Here is a 15,396-nt window from a genome sequence, read left to right as displayed (position 1 = left end):
CTCACGCGCGTCACCTCGCGCCTCATCCCGCCTCGAAGGCGCCGGGCAGGTGCTCCGCGGCCTCGCCCGCCACCAGGATGGCGTCGAAGCGCATGAAAAGGCCCGCAAGCTCGGCCTGATCGGAAAGCCAGGCCTCGGCCGCGGCGGCGATGCGCCGCTGCTGGCGGGGCTCAAGGGATTCCGCCGCCGCCGCGAGGCTGGCGCGCCGCTTCACCTCGCAGAACACCAGGAGGTCGTCGCGCCGGGCGATGAGGTCGATCTCGCCGGCCTGGGTGCGGGCGCGCCGGGCGAGGATGGCGAAGCCCAGCGCCTCCAGCAGGCGGGCGGCGCGCGCCTCCGCCGCGAGGCCGCGGGCATGAGCGGCGCGCTGGGCCGGCGTGCGGGGGACGGGGCCCGGTTCAGGCATCGCTGTCGGGGGTGTCGTGGGCCGGGGCGTCGGGGTTCGGGGCGTGCCGCCCCTCGGTGAGGGCCAGGGCGCGGGCGTAGACCTCGCGCTTCGGCCGGCCGGTCATGGTCGCGACGGCGGCCACCGCATCCTTCAGCGAGGCTTCGCCCAGGGCGCGGGCAAGCGCCGCGTCCACGGCGTCGTCGCCGGCCGCTTCCTCCAGCGGCGGGCCCACCACCAGCACGATCTCGCCCTTCGGGGCGTCGACGGCGGCATAATGGGCGGCGAGGGCGGGCAGGTCGCCCCGCCGCACTTCCTCGAAGGTCTTGGTCAGCTCCCTGCACACGGCCGCGCGGCGGGGGCCCAGGACGGAAGCGAGGTCCGAGAGGCTCTCGGCGAGGCGCGGCCCGCTTTCATAGAAGACCAGGGTGGCCGGCACCTGGGCCAGGGCCGTGATGCGGTTGCGCCGCTGCCCGGCCTTGGGCGGCAGGAAGCCGTCGAACAGGAAGCAGTCGGTGGGCAGGCCGGCGGCCACCAGCGCCGCCAGCAGCGCGGAGGCGCCGGGCAGGGGGTGCACCGTGTGCCCTTCGGCCGCCGCCTCCACCACCAGCTTGAAGCCGGGATCGGACACCAGCGGCGTGCCGGCATCGGAGATCAGCGCCACCCGTTCCCCGGCCGCGAGCCGCGCCAGCAGCTTCGGCCGGGCGCTGGCGCCGTTGTGGTCGTGATAGGCCATGAGCGGGGTGCGGATCGCGTAGCGGTCCAGCAGGCGGCGGGAGACGCGGGTGTCCTCGCAGGCGATGACGTCCGCCGCGGCCAGCGTCTCCAGGGCGCGGATGGTGATGTCGCCGAGGTTGCCGATGGGGGTCGCCACCACGTGCAGGCCGCCCGCCAGTCCCGGCGCCGTGACGGTGGCGGTGCCGAGGAGGAAGGTGCGCGGATGGTCGCTGCCGGCGGCGGCGCGTGCGTGCGGGGGGGCGATGGTGCTCATGGCACGACCATAGCGCCGGACGGGCGCGAATGGGAGCGCCTCGCGACCGCCGTTGCGCCGGGGGGATGGCCGGGATTAGCATGCCGCCGTGCGCGCCGCGCCTGGAACCGCAACGCTTGAGGACACGCCATGCCCGCGGGGGAGGACGTTCCGCTGATGCCTCCGCTCCCGTCCTTCGCTGGGGAGGGCGAGCTGCCGGGTGACCTCGGCGCGGCCGAGGCCGATCAGGCCTGGATCTCCGTCATTCAGAAGATGGACGAGGCCTATGCCGAGCTGGTGAGCCAGCAGGTGGAGCTGGAGGCCAAGAACGCCGCGCTGGAGGAGGCCCAGGGCTTCATCGCCGGCGTGCTCGGCGCCATGACGGACGTGCTGGTCGCCTGTGACCTTTCCGGGCGGGTCGAGCAGGTGAACCGCGCCGCCGAGCGGGCCTTCGGCCAGCATGCCGAGGCGCTGGTGGGGCGGCCGCTCGCCGCTCTCATCGCCCCTGCATCGCCCACCAGCGCCGCCGATGTGCTCGCCACCATGGCGAGCCGCGCCCGCATCGTGGACCGCGAATTCTTCCTCGCCACCCCCGAGGGGCCGGAGCCGGTGGCCGTGAACGGCGCCCTGAGGTTCGATCCGCGCGGGCGGGCGGTGGGCATCGTGCTGGTGGGGCGGCCCATCGGCGAGCTGAAGCAGGCCTATTCCGACCTCGCCAGCGCCCACGAGCACCTGAAGCGGACCCAGCAGCAGCTCGTCCACTCCGAGAAGATGGCCTCCCTGGGCCGGCTGGTGGCCGGGGTGGCGCACGAGCTGAACAATCCCATCTCCTTCGTCTACGGCAACGCCCATGCCCTCAAGCGCTACGTGGACCGGCTGATGGCCTATCTCGACGCGGTTCATGCGGGCGGCCCGGCAGCGGCCGCCGCGGCGCGCGCGGAGCTGCGGGTGGACCGCACCCTCGCCGACATCCCCTCCGCCTTCGCCGGCATGCTGGAGGGGGCCGAGCGCGTGCGCGACATCGTGGCGGACCTGCGCCGCTTCTCCTCCGATCGACGGGAGGCCCGCGAGCCGTTCGACCTCGCCGCGGTGGCGCGCTCGGCGGTGGACTGGGTGGCGAAATCGCAGATGCCGGACCTGGAAACCCGCGTGGACCTGCCGGAGGGGTTCGACACTGTCGGCCACCCCGGCCACATCCACCAGGTGGTGATGAACCTGGTGCAGAACGCCATCGACGCCATGGAGGGGCGGCCCGCGCCGCGCCTCGACATCCACGGCAGCCGCACCGCCGACGCGGTGGTGCTGGAGGTGCGCGACAGCGGGCCCGGCCTGCCGCCGGAGGTGCTTGGCCGCGTGTTCGATCCTTTCTTCACCACCAAGCCGGTGGGCAAGGGCACGGGGCTCGGGCTCGCCATCTGCTACCGCATCGTGGAGGAGCACGAGGGTCGCCTCACCGTGGAGAACGCCCCCGGCGGCGGCGCGGTGGCCACCCTCACCCTTCCGCGGTCGGCGGGGCGGAACGCGCGATGACGAGCGCTCCCTTCAACATCCTCTGGCTGCAGTCGGGCGGCTGCGGCGGCTGCACCATGTCGCTGCTCTGCGCCGAGGCGCCGGACCTGCTGACGACCCTGGCCGGGGCCGGCATCCGCATTCTCTGGCACCCCACCCTCTCGGAGGAGACGGGGACCGAGGCGGTGGCCCTGTTCGAGGCCATCCTGGCGGGCGAGGTCGTGCTCGATGCCCTGTGCGTGGAAGGCGCGCTGCTGCGCGGGCCGAACGGCACCGGGCGCTTCCACATCCTCGCCGGCACCGGCCGGCCCATGCTGGAGTGGGCGCGGGCGCTCGCCGGCGTGGCGCGCCACGTGGTGGCGGTGGGCACCTGCGCGGCCTATGGCGGGGTGACCGCCGCCGGGGTCAACCCCGCCGACGCCTGCGGCCTGCAATATGACGGGCGGCGGAAGGGCGGGGCGCTGGGGGCGGACTTCCGCGCCACCGGCGGGCTGCCAGTCGTGAACGTGGCGGGCTGCCCGACCCATCCCAACTGGGTCACGGAGACGCTGATGCTGCTGTCCGCCGGCCTCATGGGGCCTGATGATCTCGACGTTTACGGGCGGCCGCGCTTCTACGCCGATCACCTGGTGCACCATGGCTGCCCGCGCAACGAATATTACGAATACAAGGCCAGCGCCGAGAAGATGAGTGACCTCGGCTGCATGATGGAGCACCTGGGGTGCCTGGGCACCCAGGCCCACGCCGACTGCAACACCCGCCTGTGGAACGGCGAGGGCTCCTGCACGCGGGGCGGCTACGCCTGCATCAACTGCACGGCGCCGGAGTTCGAGGAGCCGGGCCACGCCTTCCTGGAGACGCCGAAGATCGGCGGCATCCCCGTGGGCCTGCCCACGGACATGCCGAAGGCGTGGTTCATCGCCCTCTCCTCCCTCGCCAAGGCCGCGACGCCCGAGCGCCTGCGCCGCAACGCCACGGCCGATCACGTGCTGACGCCGCCCATGGTGCGGGACATCAAGAAGAGATGAGAGACACGCTGACCCGTCTCGTCGTCGGTCCCTTCAACCGGGTGGAAGGCGACCTTGAGGTGCGCCTCGACATCGCCGATGGCGCCGTGCGCGCCGCCTATGTCTCCTCGCCCCTGTTCCGCGGCTTCGAGCGCATCCTGGAAGGGCGCGACCCGCGTGACGCGCTGGTGATCGCGCCGCGTATCTGCGGCATCTGCTCGGTGTCGCAGTCCCACGCGGCGGCGCTGGCACTGGCAGAGCTTCAGGGCCTCATGCCCACCCGCAACGGGCGCATCGCCACCAACCTCATGGTTGCCACCGAGAATTTGGCCGACCATCTCACCCATTTCCATGTCTTCTTCATGCCGGACTTCGCCCGCGCCATCTATGAGGACCGCCCCTGGTTCATGGAGGCGGAACGGCGCTTCAAGGCGGCGCGGGGGGCGAGCGTGGCGCGCGCGCTGCAGACCCGCGCGGGCCTGCTTCACGTGATGGGGCTCCTGGCCGGGCGTTGGCCGCACACCCTGGCGCTCCAGCCCGGCGGGGTGAGCCGCAGCGCCGATGCGCGCGACCAGATGCGCCTTCTCGCCACCCTCTCCGCCGTGCGCGCGGCCCTGGAGGAGCACCTGTTCGCCGCGCCGCTGGAGGAGGTCGCCGCCCTCTCCGGCGTCGAGGAGCTGGAGCGCTGGGCGGAAGGGCGGGCGGGGGACCTTGCCCTGTTCCTCACGATCTCCGCCGATCTCGGCCTCGACCGCATGGGCCGCGCCTACGACCGCTTCCTCTCCTACGGCGCCTACCCGCAGGACGAGGGGCGGCTCTATGCCGCCGGCACCTTCTCCGAGGGGCGGCCGGGCGCGCTCCACGTGGACGCCATCACCGAGGACCACACCTTCGCCCGCATGGAGGGGCGCGCGGCGCCCCATCCGCCGTTCGAGGGCTCCACCTTTCCCGATGCAGAGGACGAGACCGGCTACACCTGGTGCAAGGCGCCGCGCCTTTCCGGCCGGCCGTTCGAAACCGGCGCCCTCGCCCGGCAGGTGGTGGATGGCCATCCCCTCGCCCGCGCCCTCGTCGCGCGGGAGGGGGCGAGCGTGCGGGCGCGGGTGGTGGCCCGCCTGCTGGAGACCGCCCGCACCCTCCTCGCCATGGCGGACTGGGTGCGCGCGCTCGCGCCCACAGAGCCCTGGTGCGCGCTGGGGGCGCTGCCGCAGGAGGGCCGCGCCTTCGGCCTCACCGAGGCGGCGCGCGGCGCTCTCGGCCACTGGTTGGTGGTGGAGCGTGGCCGCATCGCCCGCTACCAGATCATCGCTCCCACCACCTGGAACTTCTCCCCGCGCGATGCCGCCGGCGTGCCCGGCCCGTTGGAGGCGGCGCTGGCGGGCGCGCCCGTGCGCCAGGGCGAGACCACGCCGGTGAGCGTGCAGCACATCGTGCGCTCGTTCGACCCCTGCATGGTCTGCACGGTGCATTGAGGTGGTGGACGTGCGCGGGCGGGAAGCGGAGGAGATCACCGTCTCCGGCATCGTCCAGGGGGTGGGCTTCCGCCCCTTCGTCTACCGCCTGGCGCGGCGCCTGGGGCTCGTCGGCCACGTGCGCAATGTGGGGGACCGGGTGGTGATCCAGGCGGCGGGAGCGCGCGCCGTGCTTGACGCCTTCGCTGCCGCGCTCAGGGCCGAGGCGCCGCCGCTGGCGCGGGTGGAGCAGCTCTCCCGCACGCCGGCGCCCCTGCCGGGGGAAGAGGACTTCCGCATTCTCACGAGCGGGGCCGGCACGGTTTCCGCCGGGGTGGCGCCGGATGTCGCCACCTGCCCGGCCTGCCTTGCCGAGATGGCTGATCCGAAGGCGCGCCGCTTCCGCTACGCCTTCACCAACTGCACCGATTGCGGGCCGCGCTTCTCCATCGTCGCCGGCCTGCCCTACGACCGGCCGGCGACCACCATGGCCGCCTTCGCCATGTGCGCGCAGTGCGCGGCGGAATATGAGAACCCGGCCGACCGGCGCTTCCACGCCCAGCCCATCGCCTGCCCCCGCTGCGGCCCGCGCGTGTGGCTGGAGGGGACGGAGGGCGCGCCGGGCGGCAATCCCGCAGGCGGGCGGGGCGGCGCCGTGCCGCTGTCTTATGGTGCTTCGGCCGCTCGCGGGGCGTCGGTCGGCACCGGCCCGGCCGCGGGGGGGCCTGATCTGGCCGCGGGGCCGCCATCGCCACATCGCCAGCCATCGGCACGCCGGCCGATCACGGGCGCAACAGTGCCTCCCGGGACCGGGCCGGAGGCGAGCGTGGCCGGACATGCGGGAGCGCGGGGAGCTCAGGGTCCACTTCCTGGCGTGATGCCGGAGGCTCTGCCGCGCACGCCGCTCGGCGCTCCCGTGCTTCCGGTTGCGGAACCGAGCGCCCGCCCGGCCGCCGCCACCGCGCATATTCGGGATGCGGACTCCATCAACGCCGCCGCTGCCCTGCTGCGCCGGGGCGCCATTCTCGCGGTGAAGGGCATCGGAGGCTTCCACATCGCCTGCGACGCCACCGATGCCGGGGCGGTGGCCGAGCTGCGCCGCCGCAAGCACCGCCCCGCGAAGCCGCTCGCGGTGATGGCCACGCGCGAGATGGCGGCCCGCATCTGCACCATCGGCCCGGCGGAGGCCGAGGCGCTCGCCGCGCCCTCCGCGCCCATCGTGCTGCTGGAGGTGAGGACCCCGGGGGCCTTGGCGCCCGCCATCGCGCCCGGCCAGCGGCATGTGGGGGTGATGCTGCCCTACAGCCCGCTCCACCATCTGCTGCTGGAGGCCGCGGGGCGGCCGCTGGTGATGACTTCCGGCAACAGGGCCGGCGCGCCGCAGGCGATCGAGACGGAGGACGCGCGCGCGGGCCTCGCCGGGATCGTGGACGGCTTCCTCATGCACGACCGGCCCATCGCCCGGCGGCTCGACGACAGCGTGGTGCGCCTCGTGGCCGGGCGCATGCGGGTGCTGCGCCGGGGGCGGGGACTCGCGCCTATGCCGCTCGCCCTGCCGGAGGATTTTGCCGGGGCGCCGCCGGTGCTCGCCCTCGGTGGCGAGCTGAAGAGCGCCATCTGCCTCACTCATGGGGCGAAGGCGCTGCTGTCTCACCATCTGGGTGATCTCGACGCGCCGGACACAATCGACGCCTTCGAGGTCGCCCTGCGCGACTATGCCGCCCTGTTCGCCCATGCCCCGGCCGCGGTGGCGGTGGACCTCCACCCGGGCTACCGCGCGACGCGGGTGGGCGCGGCGCGGGCCGAGGCGCTCGGCGTGCCGCTGGCGGGGGTGGCGCACCACCACGCCCACATGGCCGCCGCCATGGCCGAGGCCGGCTGGCGGCGCGGCGACGGGCCGGTGGTGGGTCTGGTGCTCGACGGGCTCGGCCTCGGCGCGGATGGGGTTCTGCGCGGGGCCGAGATCCTGGTGGGGGATTATGTCGCCGCACGGCGCGCGGGGAGCCTCTCGGCCATTCCGCTGATGGGGGGCGATGCCGCGAGCCGGGAGCCCTGGCGCGTGCTGCTCGCCCATCTCGATCGTGCCGTCGGCCGGCGTGCGGTGGATGGCGACCCTGCCCTTGCAGCCCTGTTCGGGGGGCGGCCGGCGGCCACCCTCAGGGCCATGGCGGACAAGGGGCTCAACGCGCCCCCGGCCCACTCCGCCGGCCGGCTGTTCGATGCGGTAGCGGCCCTGCTCGGCCTCGCGCCGGAGCGGCTCAGCCATGAGGGCGAGGCGGCCATGGCCCTGGAAGCCTGCGCCGACATCACGGCAGCGCCCTATCCCTTCGCCGTGCGCGCGCTGGAAGGTGTTCTGGAAATCGACCCAACGCCGCTGTGGCAGGCGCTGCTCGCGGACCATGCGGCCGGGCGGCCGGTGGGTGCCATGTCCGGCGCCTTCCATCGCGGCCTCGCCCAGGTCTTCACCGACATGGCGGCGCGGGAGGCGCGGCGGGCGGGTATCGGCGCGGTCGCCCTCTCGGGCGGGGTGTTCCAGAATGCCCTGCTGCTGGCGGAGGTGGAAGGGCGCCTCGCCGGCCACGGGCTGCGGGTGCTTTCGCCGGAGCAGGTGCCGGCGGGCGATGGCGGCCTGGCCCTGGGCCAGGCCGTGGTGGCGGCTGCGCGGCTCATGGCGTAGGGCATGTGGTGGCCGCAGGTATGAGTGCGTGGGCGACAGTATACGTGGAGTTTTCTGGCCGCACCCTGGGGACGCCCTATTGACGGGTGACGAAATGTATTTGAACGCGTAACGTCATGGCATTGCTGGCAACGGGCGGAGGGCATTGCTGGCCTCGCCGGGGAATAACGCTGCCGGTGGCCGGACTTCCTTCGGAGTGAATTGCATACAATGTATATGGTGTTGTGAGATCTGTGAAAATTCCAGGGTTGCAGTGAGCGGCAAGCGGGCTCCAGCGCACGAAGGGCGCGTCCTCATGATGAGTATCTCGCAGATGTCTTAGTGTTTCCTGCCGCTGCCCTGTGTGGCGACCGGAGGTTGCGTGCGTTCGGGTATCCCATTCGTGATGAGGGGGAAGTATAGGTCGCCATGGTCTGGCGGCTAAGCATATTGAAACGTCCGGAGGGTGTGCTAAGTTTATGCTTCCGCGCCTCATCATGTTTATTGCGTTGGCGCTGGAGTGTTTTGTTCTGCGCCGTGGTCCGTCTTGCGCCCGGCGTCGGGCAGTGTCGTGAATTGAAAGAAATCGTGTTTCGTTTTCCTGCCGGTGGTGAGGCGGGGTGAGGATTGATATGTCGTCCGATCTGAATATGCACGACAGGTTGAATTTCAATCTTATCGATGCAGAAACTGTCTCGTTGCTGAAGTCGTCAAAGGAAGAAGTTCTCCATCTCCTGGATGAAGTTCTCGACCGGTTTTACGCGCATGTGGGCGCCTTGCCCGAGACACGGCGCTTCTTCGGCGGTCCCGAGCAGATGAAGCGTGCGAAGAGTATGCAGATCACCCATTGGGGCGTGATCCTGGATGCGCGGTTCGACCAGGAGTACGAAGCTTCCGTTACGCGCATCGGCGAGATGCACAACAAGCTCGGCCTCGATCCCCATTGGTATATCGGCGGCTACAGCTTCCTCATCAGCCATCTGGTGGCGGCCATCGGCGGCGATATCGGCCGCACCCTGTTCGCGCGGCGCAAGGCGGAGCACGCTCTGAAGCTCCAGACTGCGGTGATCCGGGTGGCGATCCTCGACATGGATCTCGCCATCCACGTCTATCTGCAGGCCGGCCTGCGCGACCGGCAGGCGACCCTCACGCGCCTCGCCCAGTCGTTCGAGGCCTCCGTGGGCTCGGTGGTGTCGCTGGTGTCGTCCTCGGTGGCGGACCTGCACGCCACCGCTCAGGGCATGACGCGCTTCGTGGAGGAAACCTCCACCCGTTCCCAGTCGGTGGCGGTCGCTTCCGAGCAGGCCTCCAACAATGTGGCGACGGTTGCCGCCGCCACCGAGGAGCTGTCCGCATCGGTGCGGGAGATCAGCCGTCAGGTGGTCCAGTCCACCGAGGTCTCCTCCCGCGCGGTGGCCGACGTGGGTCAGGCGAGCGAGAAGGTGAAGACGCTGGCCGAGGCCACCGGCCGCATCGGCAGCATCGTCGGCCTCATCAGCGAGATCGCGGGCAAGACCAACCTGCTCGCTTTGAACGCCACCATCGAGGCCGCCCATGCCGGCGAGGCGGGGCGCGGCTTCGCCGTGGTGGCGGATGAGGTCAAGCAGCTCGCCGAGCAGACCGGCAAGGCCACCGCCGACATCCGTTCCCAGATCGAGACGGTCCAGGCTGACACGGACGCCACCCTCATCACCATCGAGGGTATTTCCAGCACCATCGGCACCATCGACAAGGTCACCGAATCCATCGCCGCCGCCGTGCGCCAGCAGGACAATGCCACCCGCGAGATCGCGCGGAACATCCATGACGCCTCCCAGGGCACCATGGAAGTGTCTTCCAGCATCAACCGCGTGACCCACGCCATGACCGAATCGAACAGCGCGGCCACGCGGGTGTTCGCGGCGGCCTCCGACCTCGCTCGCCAGCTCGACGTGCTGAACGGCGAGGTGCACAAGTTCCTCGCCGACATCAAGGTGGCCTGAGCGCGGGCGGGCGTACGTTGAGGATGTGTTCTGGCGAAACGGGCACGGTTCGCCAGAACAGGGGCGCTCGCAAGGATCGGGAGCGACGACCGTGCGCCGGAGTGTCGCGTGTGCGGAAAACGCCCTAACGTGCGTCGATGCCGTCGCGGATGGCGCGGAAGCGGGTATAGGCTTCCGGGAAGGCGTCGAGCTTGGCGATGCCTACCATGCGCATGTGGCCGGTCTGGCCGAAGCGCAGCCACTGCACGATTTTCACCGGCTCGCCGGTCTTGGCGTCCACCGCCTGGGCCATGACCTCGAAGCCGGGAATCTGCGAGATGCGCAGCGGCTCGGCCCGTTCCAGGCGCACGTCCTTCAGCCCCGAAAGGGTGGCGAGGGCGCGCAGGGCGAACTGGCGCCGCTCGTCCTCGCGCGGGGCGCCGGGGGCCACGGACACCACGAAATAGGGCTGCTCCGCCCCCTCGACCACATTCTTCGGGCCATCGGTGAGCATCACCGTGGCGCCGCCGAAGGTGCGCACCACGCGGAAGCCGGCGAGGTCGGTGAGGGTGAAGGGCAGCGCCGCCACCTGGGCCTCCGGCGAGCGGAAGGCAAGGGTGGCGAGGGCGGCGCGCACGTCGGCATCGGGAAAGGCGGCGGCGTCGGTCTCCGCCACCTGCGCGGTGACGAGGGCGGTGGCGATGTCATTGCCGGCCAGCAGGATCCACTTGCGCACACGGAAGGGGCCGGCGGTCTGCGTGCCGGTGACGAGGTAGCCCTTGGCGCCCTGGAGCGTGAGGGGCCCGCGGGATTCCACCGTGATGCCCTTGGCCGCGAGGGCCTCGTCGGTGAAGCCCTTCTCGAGCTGATCGTAGGCTTCCGCCGGCATGTCCACGATCAGGATGGAGGCGTTGCGGGCGCGGTCCTCGAAGCCGGAGAAGGTGGCGCTTTCCACCATGCCGGCGGGCGGGGCGAGCCCCACGACGGCGCCGCGCGGAAACAGCACCTCCCCCGCGAGAGCGGTCGCTGCGGTGAACGCGAGCATCAGGGCCGAGAGGCTGAGGGCGGCAAGCCCCTTGGGGCCACGGCGCAGCAGGCCACGAAGCATGGGAAAGGCTCCACTTCAGGCGGCCGGCCGCGCGGACGGGGCGAATCGGCCTGGCGGGATTTCGCGTCAGGGTGGCACGAATGGCGTGGGCCCGCCATCCGCCGGCCCCACGCGCCCGCCGCTCAGGCGGGGCAGGTGACGCGCCGCAGGGTGAGGTTGAAGCGCCCGCCCTCCGCCAGCAGCCGCGAAGAGCCGCCGAGGATACGGTCCACCCCATGGAAGGCGAGGCGGCTCTCCCCGGACAGCACGAACACGTCGCCCGAGGCGAGGCGGATGGAGCGCGTGGGCCCGGAGCGTGCGGCGCCGCCCAGGCGGAACAGGGCGGTATCGCCCAGGGAGATGGAGACCACGGGCGCGGTGAGGTCCGCCTCGTCGCGGTCCTGATGCAGACTCATGCGGGCGTCGGGGGCGTAGTAATTGATGAGGCAGGCCTCGGCCGGGGCGCGGTGGTCACCGAAGCGGGCATAGGCTTCCTGCAGCTGCGCGGGCAGGGGCGGCCAGGGGGCGCGGGTATCGGGGTGGAACGGCTGGTAGCGATAACCGGCCGCATCGGAGACCCAGCCGAGCGGCCCGCAATTGCTCATGCGCACGGAAAAGCCCTGGCCGGTGCGCGGCATGGTGGGCGTGAACAGCGGCGCCTGCGCCAGCACCGCGCGGACATCGGCCAGCAATGCTTCCTGCTCCGCCGGGCCGAAGGCGCCGGGAAACCAGAGCGCGCCGGGCGCGAGCGCGAGACCTGCAGCCACGGCGTCCTCCGGTGGGTGGGGCATCGACTGGCCGGGGAGCTTACACGTGCCCGTGGAGGCTCGAAATGGGGAGAAGCCGCCGGTGCCGCGATGCTGTAAAGAGGGGAATGGTCACAAGGAGGAACACGCCCATGGCCCAGCACGGCAAATTCTATTGGAACGAGCTGATGACCGACGACGTGGAGAAGGCCAAGGCCTTCTATTCCGCCACGCTCGGCTGGTCGTTCACCGAGATGCCGACCGACGGACCCCACAGCTATTACGTCGCCCACCTGGGCGAGGAGCCCGTGGCCGGCCTCATGGACAAGACCGATATCCTGCCGCCCGAGGTTCCGCCCCACTGGTTTCCCTACATCAACGTGGACAACCTCGACACCCGGCTGAAGCTGCTGGAGGAGAACGGCGGCCACGTGATCCGCCCGCCGTTCGAGATTCCCGGCGTGGGGCGCATCGCCATCGTCACCGATGCCACCGGCGCCGCCATGGGCTGGATGACCGCTGTCGAAATGTGATCGCGCCGGTACTCATGCCGGAGGCCCTTGCCTTTTCGAGGGGCCTTCGGTCAAGCCTGCGCGGCGTTCGGGCGATGCGGCCCCGCGGTTGAACACCACGCGGCGCCGGTCGGGGGCCGAGGACGTCAGGCCGCGATCTCGTCGAGGCGGACGCGCCTGACGCCGGCGTCGTTCATCTGCGCCCAGGCACGGGCGAGGGAGCCGTTCACGTCGATCGCCCGGCAGGCGTCCTCCACCACATAGGTGGTGAAGCCGTGCCGTGCCGCGTCCACTGCCGACCACGCCACGCAGAAATCGGTGGCAAGGCCCATGAGGTACACCGTGTCGATGCCCCGCTCGCGCAGGTAGCCGGTGAGGCCGGTGGGCGTGGTGCGGTCCGCCTCGTAGAAGGTGGAGTAGCTGTCGATGTCCCGGTGATGGCCCTTGCGGATGATGAGCTGGGCGTGGGGAATCTCCAGCCGGGTGGCGAAGCGGGCGCCGATGCTGTCCTGCACGCAGTGGACCGGCCACAGCATCTGCTCGCCATAGGGCAGGGCGATGGTGTCGCCGGGTGCCTTGCCGGGATGGCGGGCGGCGAAGGAGACATGGTCCGCCGGGTGCCAGTCCTGGGTCAGCACGACATTGCGGAAGGAGAGCGCGGCGTGATTGGCGAGGGGCACCACCTCGTGGCCGCCGGGCACCGCCAGGGCACCGCCCGGCAGGAAGTCCACCTGCAGGTCCACGGCGAGGAGAACGGAGCGGTCGGTGGCGGCGCGGGGCGGGATTCCGCCGGGGCGGGAAGCGGACGCGGGCGGCATCGGGGCATCATCCTCGCGGGAGCGTGAAAAAGGGCGCATCGGCCTGCTACCACGCCTTGCGGCGCCAAATCACCCCCCCTATATCCGCCTCGATCGTCGTTTTCGCGACGAACCCCAATTTCAAGCGAAAGGGGGCCGGCGGACTGGTTGCGGGAGGGGCCCGCGGCCGTCCCAGGCGGGTGCCGCAAGGGCCCGGCCGGTCTGCCGGCAAGGAGAAACTATATGGCCAAGATCATCGGTATCGACCTCGGCACCACCAATTCGTGCGTTGCGGTGATGGAGGGCTCGTCCCCGAAAGTCATCGAGAACGCCGAGGGCGCGCGCACCACGCCGTCCATCGTCGCCTTCACGGAGGATGGCGAGCGCCTCGTCGGCCAGCCCGCGAAGCGCCAGGGCGTCACCAATCCGGAGCGCACCTTCTTCGCGGTGAAGCGCCTCATCGGCCGCCGCTTCGATGATCCCACCGTGGCCAAGGACAAGGGCCTCGTGCCCTACCACATCGTGCGCGCCGACAATGGCGACGCGTGGGTGGAGGCCGACGGCAAGAAGTATTCGCCCTCGCAGATCTCCGCCTTCATCCTGCAGAAGATGAAGGAGACCGCCGAGTCGTACCTGGGCGAGAAGGTGGAGAAGGCGGTCATCACCGTCCCCGCTTACTTCAACGACGCTCAGCGCCAGGCCACCAAGGACGCCGGCAAGATCGCCGGCCTTGAGGTGCTGCGCATCATCAACGAGCCCACCGCGGCCGCGCTCGCCTATGGCCTCGACAAGAAGTCGGCCGGCACCATCGCGGTCTATGACCTCGGCGGCGGCACGTTCGACGTGTCGGTGCTGGAGATCGGCGATGGCGTGTTCGAGGTGAAGTCCACCAACGGCGACACCTTCCTCGGCGGCGAAGACTTCGACATGCGGCTGGTGAACTACCTGGCCGACGAGTTCAAGAAGGAGCAGGGCATCGACCTGCGCGGCGACAAGCTCGCCCTTCAGCGGCTGAAGGAAGCCGCCGAGAAGGCCAAGATCGAGCTCTCGTCCGCCGCGCAGACCGAGATCAACCTGCCCTTCATCACCGCCGACGCCTCCGGGCCGAAGCACCTGACCATGAAGCTCACCCGTGCCAAGTTCGAGGCGCTGGTGGAGGAGCTCATCCAGCGCACCATCGAGCCCTGCCGGCTCGCCCTCAAGGATGCCGGGCTTTCCGCCGGGCAGATCGACGAGGTGGTGCTGGTGGGTGGCATGACCCGCATGCCCAAGGTCCAGGAAGTGGTGAAGCAGTTCTTTGGCAAGGAGCCCCACAAGGGCGTCAACCCGGATGAGGTGGTCGCCATCGGCGCCGCCATCCAGGCGGGCGTGCTCCAGGGCGACGTGAAGGACGTGCTGCTGCTCGACGTGACCCCGCTGTCGCTGGGCATCGAGACCCTCGGCGGCGTGTTCACCCGCCTCATCGATCGCAACACCACCATCCCCACCAAGAAGAGCCAGGTGTTCTCCACGGCGGAAGATGGACAGACCGCGGTGACCATCCGCGTGTTCCAGGGTGAGCGCGAGATGGCGGCGGACAACAAGATCCTCGGCCAGTTCGACCTCGTCGGCATCCCGCCGGCGCCCCGCGGCGTGCCGCAGGTGGAGGTGACCTTCGACATCGATGCCAACGGCATCGTGCAGGTCTCCGCCAAGGACAAGGGCACCGGCAAGGAGCAGCAGATCCGCATCCAGGCCTCGGGCGGCCTGAATGACGCCGACATCGAGAAGATGGTGAAGGACGCCGAGGCCCACGCGGCCGACGACAAGAAGCGCAAGGCCCTGGCGGAAGCCAAGAACCACGGCGAGGCGCTGGTGCACTCCACCGAGAAGGCGCTCTCCGAGCACGGCACCAAGATCGGCGCCACCGAGAAGGGCGCCATCGAGAGCGCCATCGCGGACCTGAAGGGCGTGCTCTCGGGCGAGGATGTCGAGGCCATCGAGGCTAAGACCCAGACCCTGGCGCAGGCCTCCCTCAAGCTCGGCGAGGCCATGTATGCGGCCCAGCAGGGCGGTGGCGAGGAGGCGGGCGCCTCCAAGCCCCAGGACGACGTGGTGGACGCCGAGTTCACCGAGGTGGACGACGACAAGAAGAAGTCGGCCTGACGAAGGAAATGGCGGGCGCTCGCGCCCGCCACCGCCCCGCCCCTCGAAAGGGGCGGGGACTGTTGTTTCAACCGCTGCGGCAGGGCCCCTGTGCCGCCCCGTGCTTCGACCGGCGCCGGGCCGCAGCGACAGATGAGAACGTGACCGCCGGTTCGCGGCGCCCTGCTCCG

Annotated in this window: 12 protein-coding genes; 7 read left to right on the top strand and 5 right to left on the bottom strand. The window is 70.9% G+C overall.

Annotation, left to right across the window (positions count from 1 at the left end; all coding sequences use genetic code 11):
- Positions 1-22: 22 nt before the first annotated feature.
- Positions 23-406 carry a YraN family protein gene (locus V5F61_RS16710; RefSeq protein ID WP_393989801.1) on the bottom strand — a complete coding sequence of 128 codons (384 nt, stop codon included), beginning with the start codon at positions 404-406 and terminating at the stop codon, positions 23-25.
- A complete protein-coding gene (gene rsmI / locus V5F61_RS16705; protein ID WP_393989802.1) occupies positions 399-1,376 on the bottom strand; it encodes a 16S rRNA (cytidine(1402)-2'-O)-methyltransferase in 978 nt (325 codons plus the stop codon). The genes V5F61_RS16710 and rsmI overlap by 8 nt, the downstream gene beginning before the upstream one ends.
- Positions 1,377-1,532: 156 nt before the next feature.
- Between rsmI and V5F61_RS16700 the strand changes: the two genes are divergently transcribed.
- From V5F61_RS16700 to V5F61_RS16680, 5 genes are all read left to right on the top strand, one after another.
- Entirely contained in the window at positions 1,533-2,885 is a 1,353-nt protein-coding gene (locus tag V5F61_RS16700; protein ID WP_393989803.1) for a sensor histidine kinase, read from the top strand.
- The gene (locus tag V5F61_RS16695; protein ID WP_393989804.1) at positions 2,882-3,892 is read left to right on the top strand and encodes an NADH-quinone oxidoreductase subunit B family protein; all 1,011 of its coding nucleotides are present in this window, start codon (positions 2,882-2,884) and stop codon (positions 3,890-3,892) included. The genes V5F61_RS16700 and V5F61_RS16695 overlap by 4 nt, the downstream gene beginning before the upstream one ends.
- On the top strand, positions 3,889-5,343 hold the full coding sequence (locus tag V5F61_RS16690; protein WP_393989805.1) for a nickel-dependent hydrogenase large subunit: 1,455 nt from the start codon (positions 3,889-3,891) through the stop codon (positions 5,341-5,343). Before V5F61_RS16695 ends, V5F61_RS16690 begins: the two co-directional genes overlap by 4 nt.
- A gap of 1 nt (position 5,344) precedes the next feature.
- The gene (gene hypF, locus V5F61_RS16685) at positions 5,345-7,999 is read left to right on the top strand and encodes a carbamoyltransferase HypF (RefSeq protein ID WP_393989806.1); all 2,655 of its coding nucleotides are present in this window, start codon (positions 5,345-5,347) and stop codon (positions 7,997-7,999) included.
- A gap of 611 nt (positions 8,000-8,610) precedes the next feature.
- On the top strand, positions 8,611-9,960 hold the full coding sequence (locus V5F61_RS16680) for a protoglobin domain-containing protein (RefSeq protein ID WP_393989807.1): 1,350 nt from the start codon (positions 8,611-8,613) through the stop codon (positions 9,958-9,960).
- A gap of 124 nt (positions 9,961-10,084) precedes the next feature.
- Here V5F61_RS16680 and V5F61_RS16675 read toward each other — a convergent pair whose 3' ends face one another.
- Positions 10,085-11,047, bottom strand: a complete 963-nt coding sequence (locus tag V5F61_RS16675; RefSeq protein WP_393989808.1) for a hypothetical protein — start codon at positions 11,045-11,047, stop codon at positions 10,085-10,087.
- Between the two features lie 122 nt (positions 11,048-11,169).
- Entirely contained in the window at positions 11,170-11,793 is a 624-nt protein-coding gene (locus V5F61_RS16670; RefSeq protein WP_393989809.1) for an alpha-ketoglutarate-dependent dioxygenase AlkB, read from the bottom strand.
- A 131-nt stretch (positions 11,794-11,924) separates the two neighbouring features.
- Here V5F61_RS16670 and V5F61_RS16665 point away from each other — a divergent pair, with 131 nt between their 5' ends.
- Complete coding sequence (locus V5F61_RS16665) at positions 11,925-12,305, top strand: VOC family protein (RefSeq protein WP_393989810.1); 381 nt, start codon at positions 11,925-11,927, stop codon at positions 12,303-12,305.
- A gap of 125 nt (positions 12,306-12,430) precedes the next feature.
- Here V5F61_RS16665 and pncA read toward each other — a convergent pair whose 3' ends face one another.
- Positions 12,431-13,102: a bifunctional nicotinamidase/pyrazinamidase gene (pncA, locus tag V5F61_RS16660; protein WP_393989811.1), complete on the bottom strand. Its 672-nt coding sequence runs from the start codon at positions 13,100-13,102 to the stop codon at positions 12,431-12,433.
- 222 nt (positions 13,103-13,324) lie between these two features.
- Here pncA and dnaK point away from each other — a divergent pair, with 222 nt between their 5' ends.
- Entirely contained in the window at positions 13,325-15,226 is a 1,902-nt protein-coding gene (gene dnaK / locus V5F61_RS16655) for a molecular chaperone DnaK (RefSeq protein WP_393989812.1), read from the top strand.
- The last annotated feature ends 170 nt before the right edge of the window (positions 15,227-15,396 follow it).

Source organism: Xanthobacter sediminis, assembly GCF_043195015.1.
Taxonomy (GTDB): domain Bacteria; phylum Pseudomonadota; class Alphaproteobacteria; order Rhizobiales; family Xanthobacteraceae; genus Xanthobacter.
This window is presented reverse-complemented; position numbering and strand designations above follow the sequence as displayed.

Excerpts from the sequence above, each read along its gene's own strand:
- V5F61_RS16710 (WP_393989801.1), bottom strand. The coding sequence starts at position 406 with ATGCCTGAACCGGGCCCCGTCCCCCGCACGCCGGCCCAGCGCGCCGCT.
- rsmI (WP_393989802.1), bottom strand. The coding sequence starts at position 1,376 with ATGAGCACCATCGCCCCCCCGCACGCACGCGCCGCCGCCGGCAGCGAC.
- V5F61_RS16700 (WP_393989803.1), top strand. The coding sequence starts at position 1,533 with ATGCCTCCGCTCCCGTCCTTCGCTGGGGAGGGCGAGCTGCCGGGTGAC.
- V5F61_RS16695 (WP_393989804.1), top strand. The coding sequence starts at position 2,882 with ATGACGAGCGCTCCCTTCAACATCCTCTGGCTGCAGTCGGGCGGCTGC.
- V5F61_RS16690 (WP_393989805.1), top strand. The coding sequence starts at position 3,889 with ATGAGAGACACGCTGACCCGTCTCGTCGTCGGTCCCTTCAACCGGGTG.
- V5F61_RS16680 (WP_393989807.1), top strand. The coding sequence starts at position 8,611 with ATGTCGTCCGATCTGAATATGCACGACAGGTTGAATTTCAATCTTATC.
- V5F61_RS16675 (WP_393989808.1), bottom strand. The coding sequence starts at position 11,047 with ATGCTTCGTGGCCTGCTGCGCCGTGGCCCCAAGGGGCTTGCCGCCCTC.
- V5F61_RS16665 (WP_393989810.1), top strand. The coding sequence starts at position 11,925 with ATGGCCCAGCACGGCAAATTCTATTGGAACGAGCTGATGACCGACGAC.
- pncA (WP_393989811.1), bottom strand. The coding sequence starts at position 13,102 with ATGCCGCCCGCGTCCGCTTCCCGCCCCGGCGGAATCCCGCCCCGCGCC.
- dnaK (WP_393989812.1), top strand. The coding sequence starts at position 13,325 with ATGGCCAAGATCATCGGTATCGACCTCGGCACCACCAATTCGTGCGTT.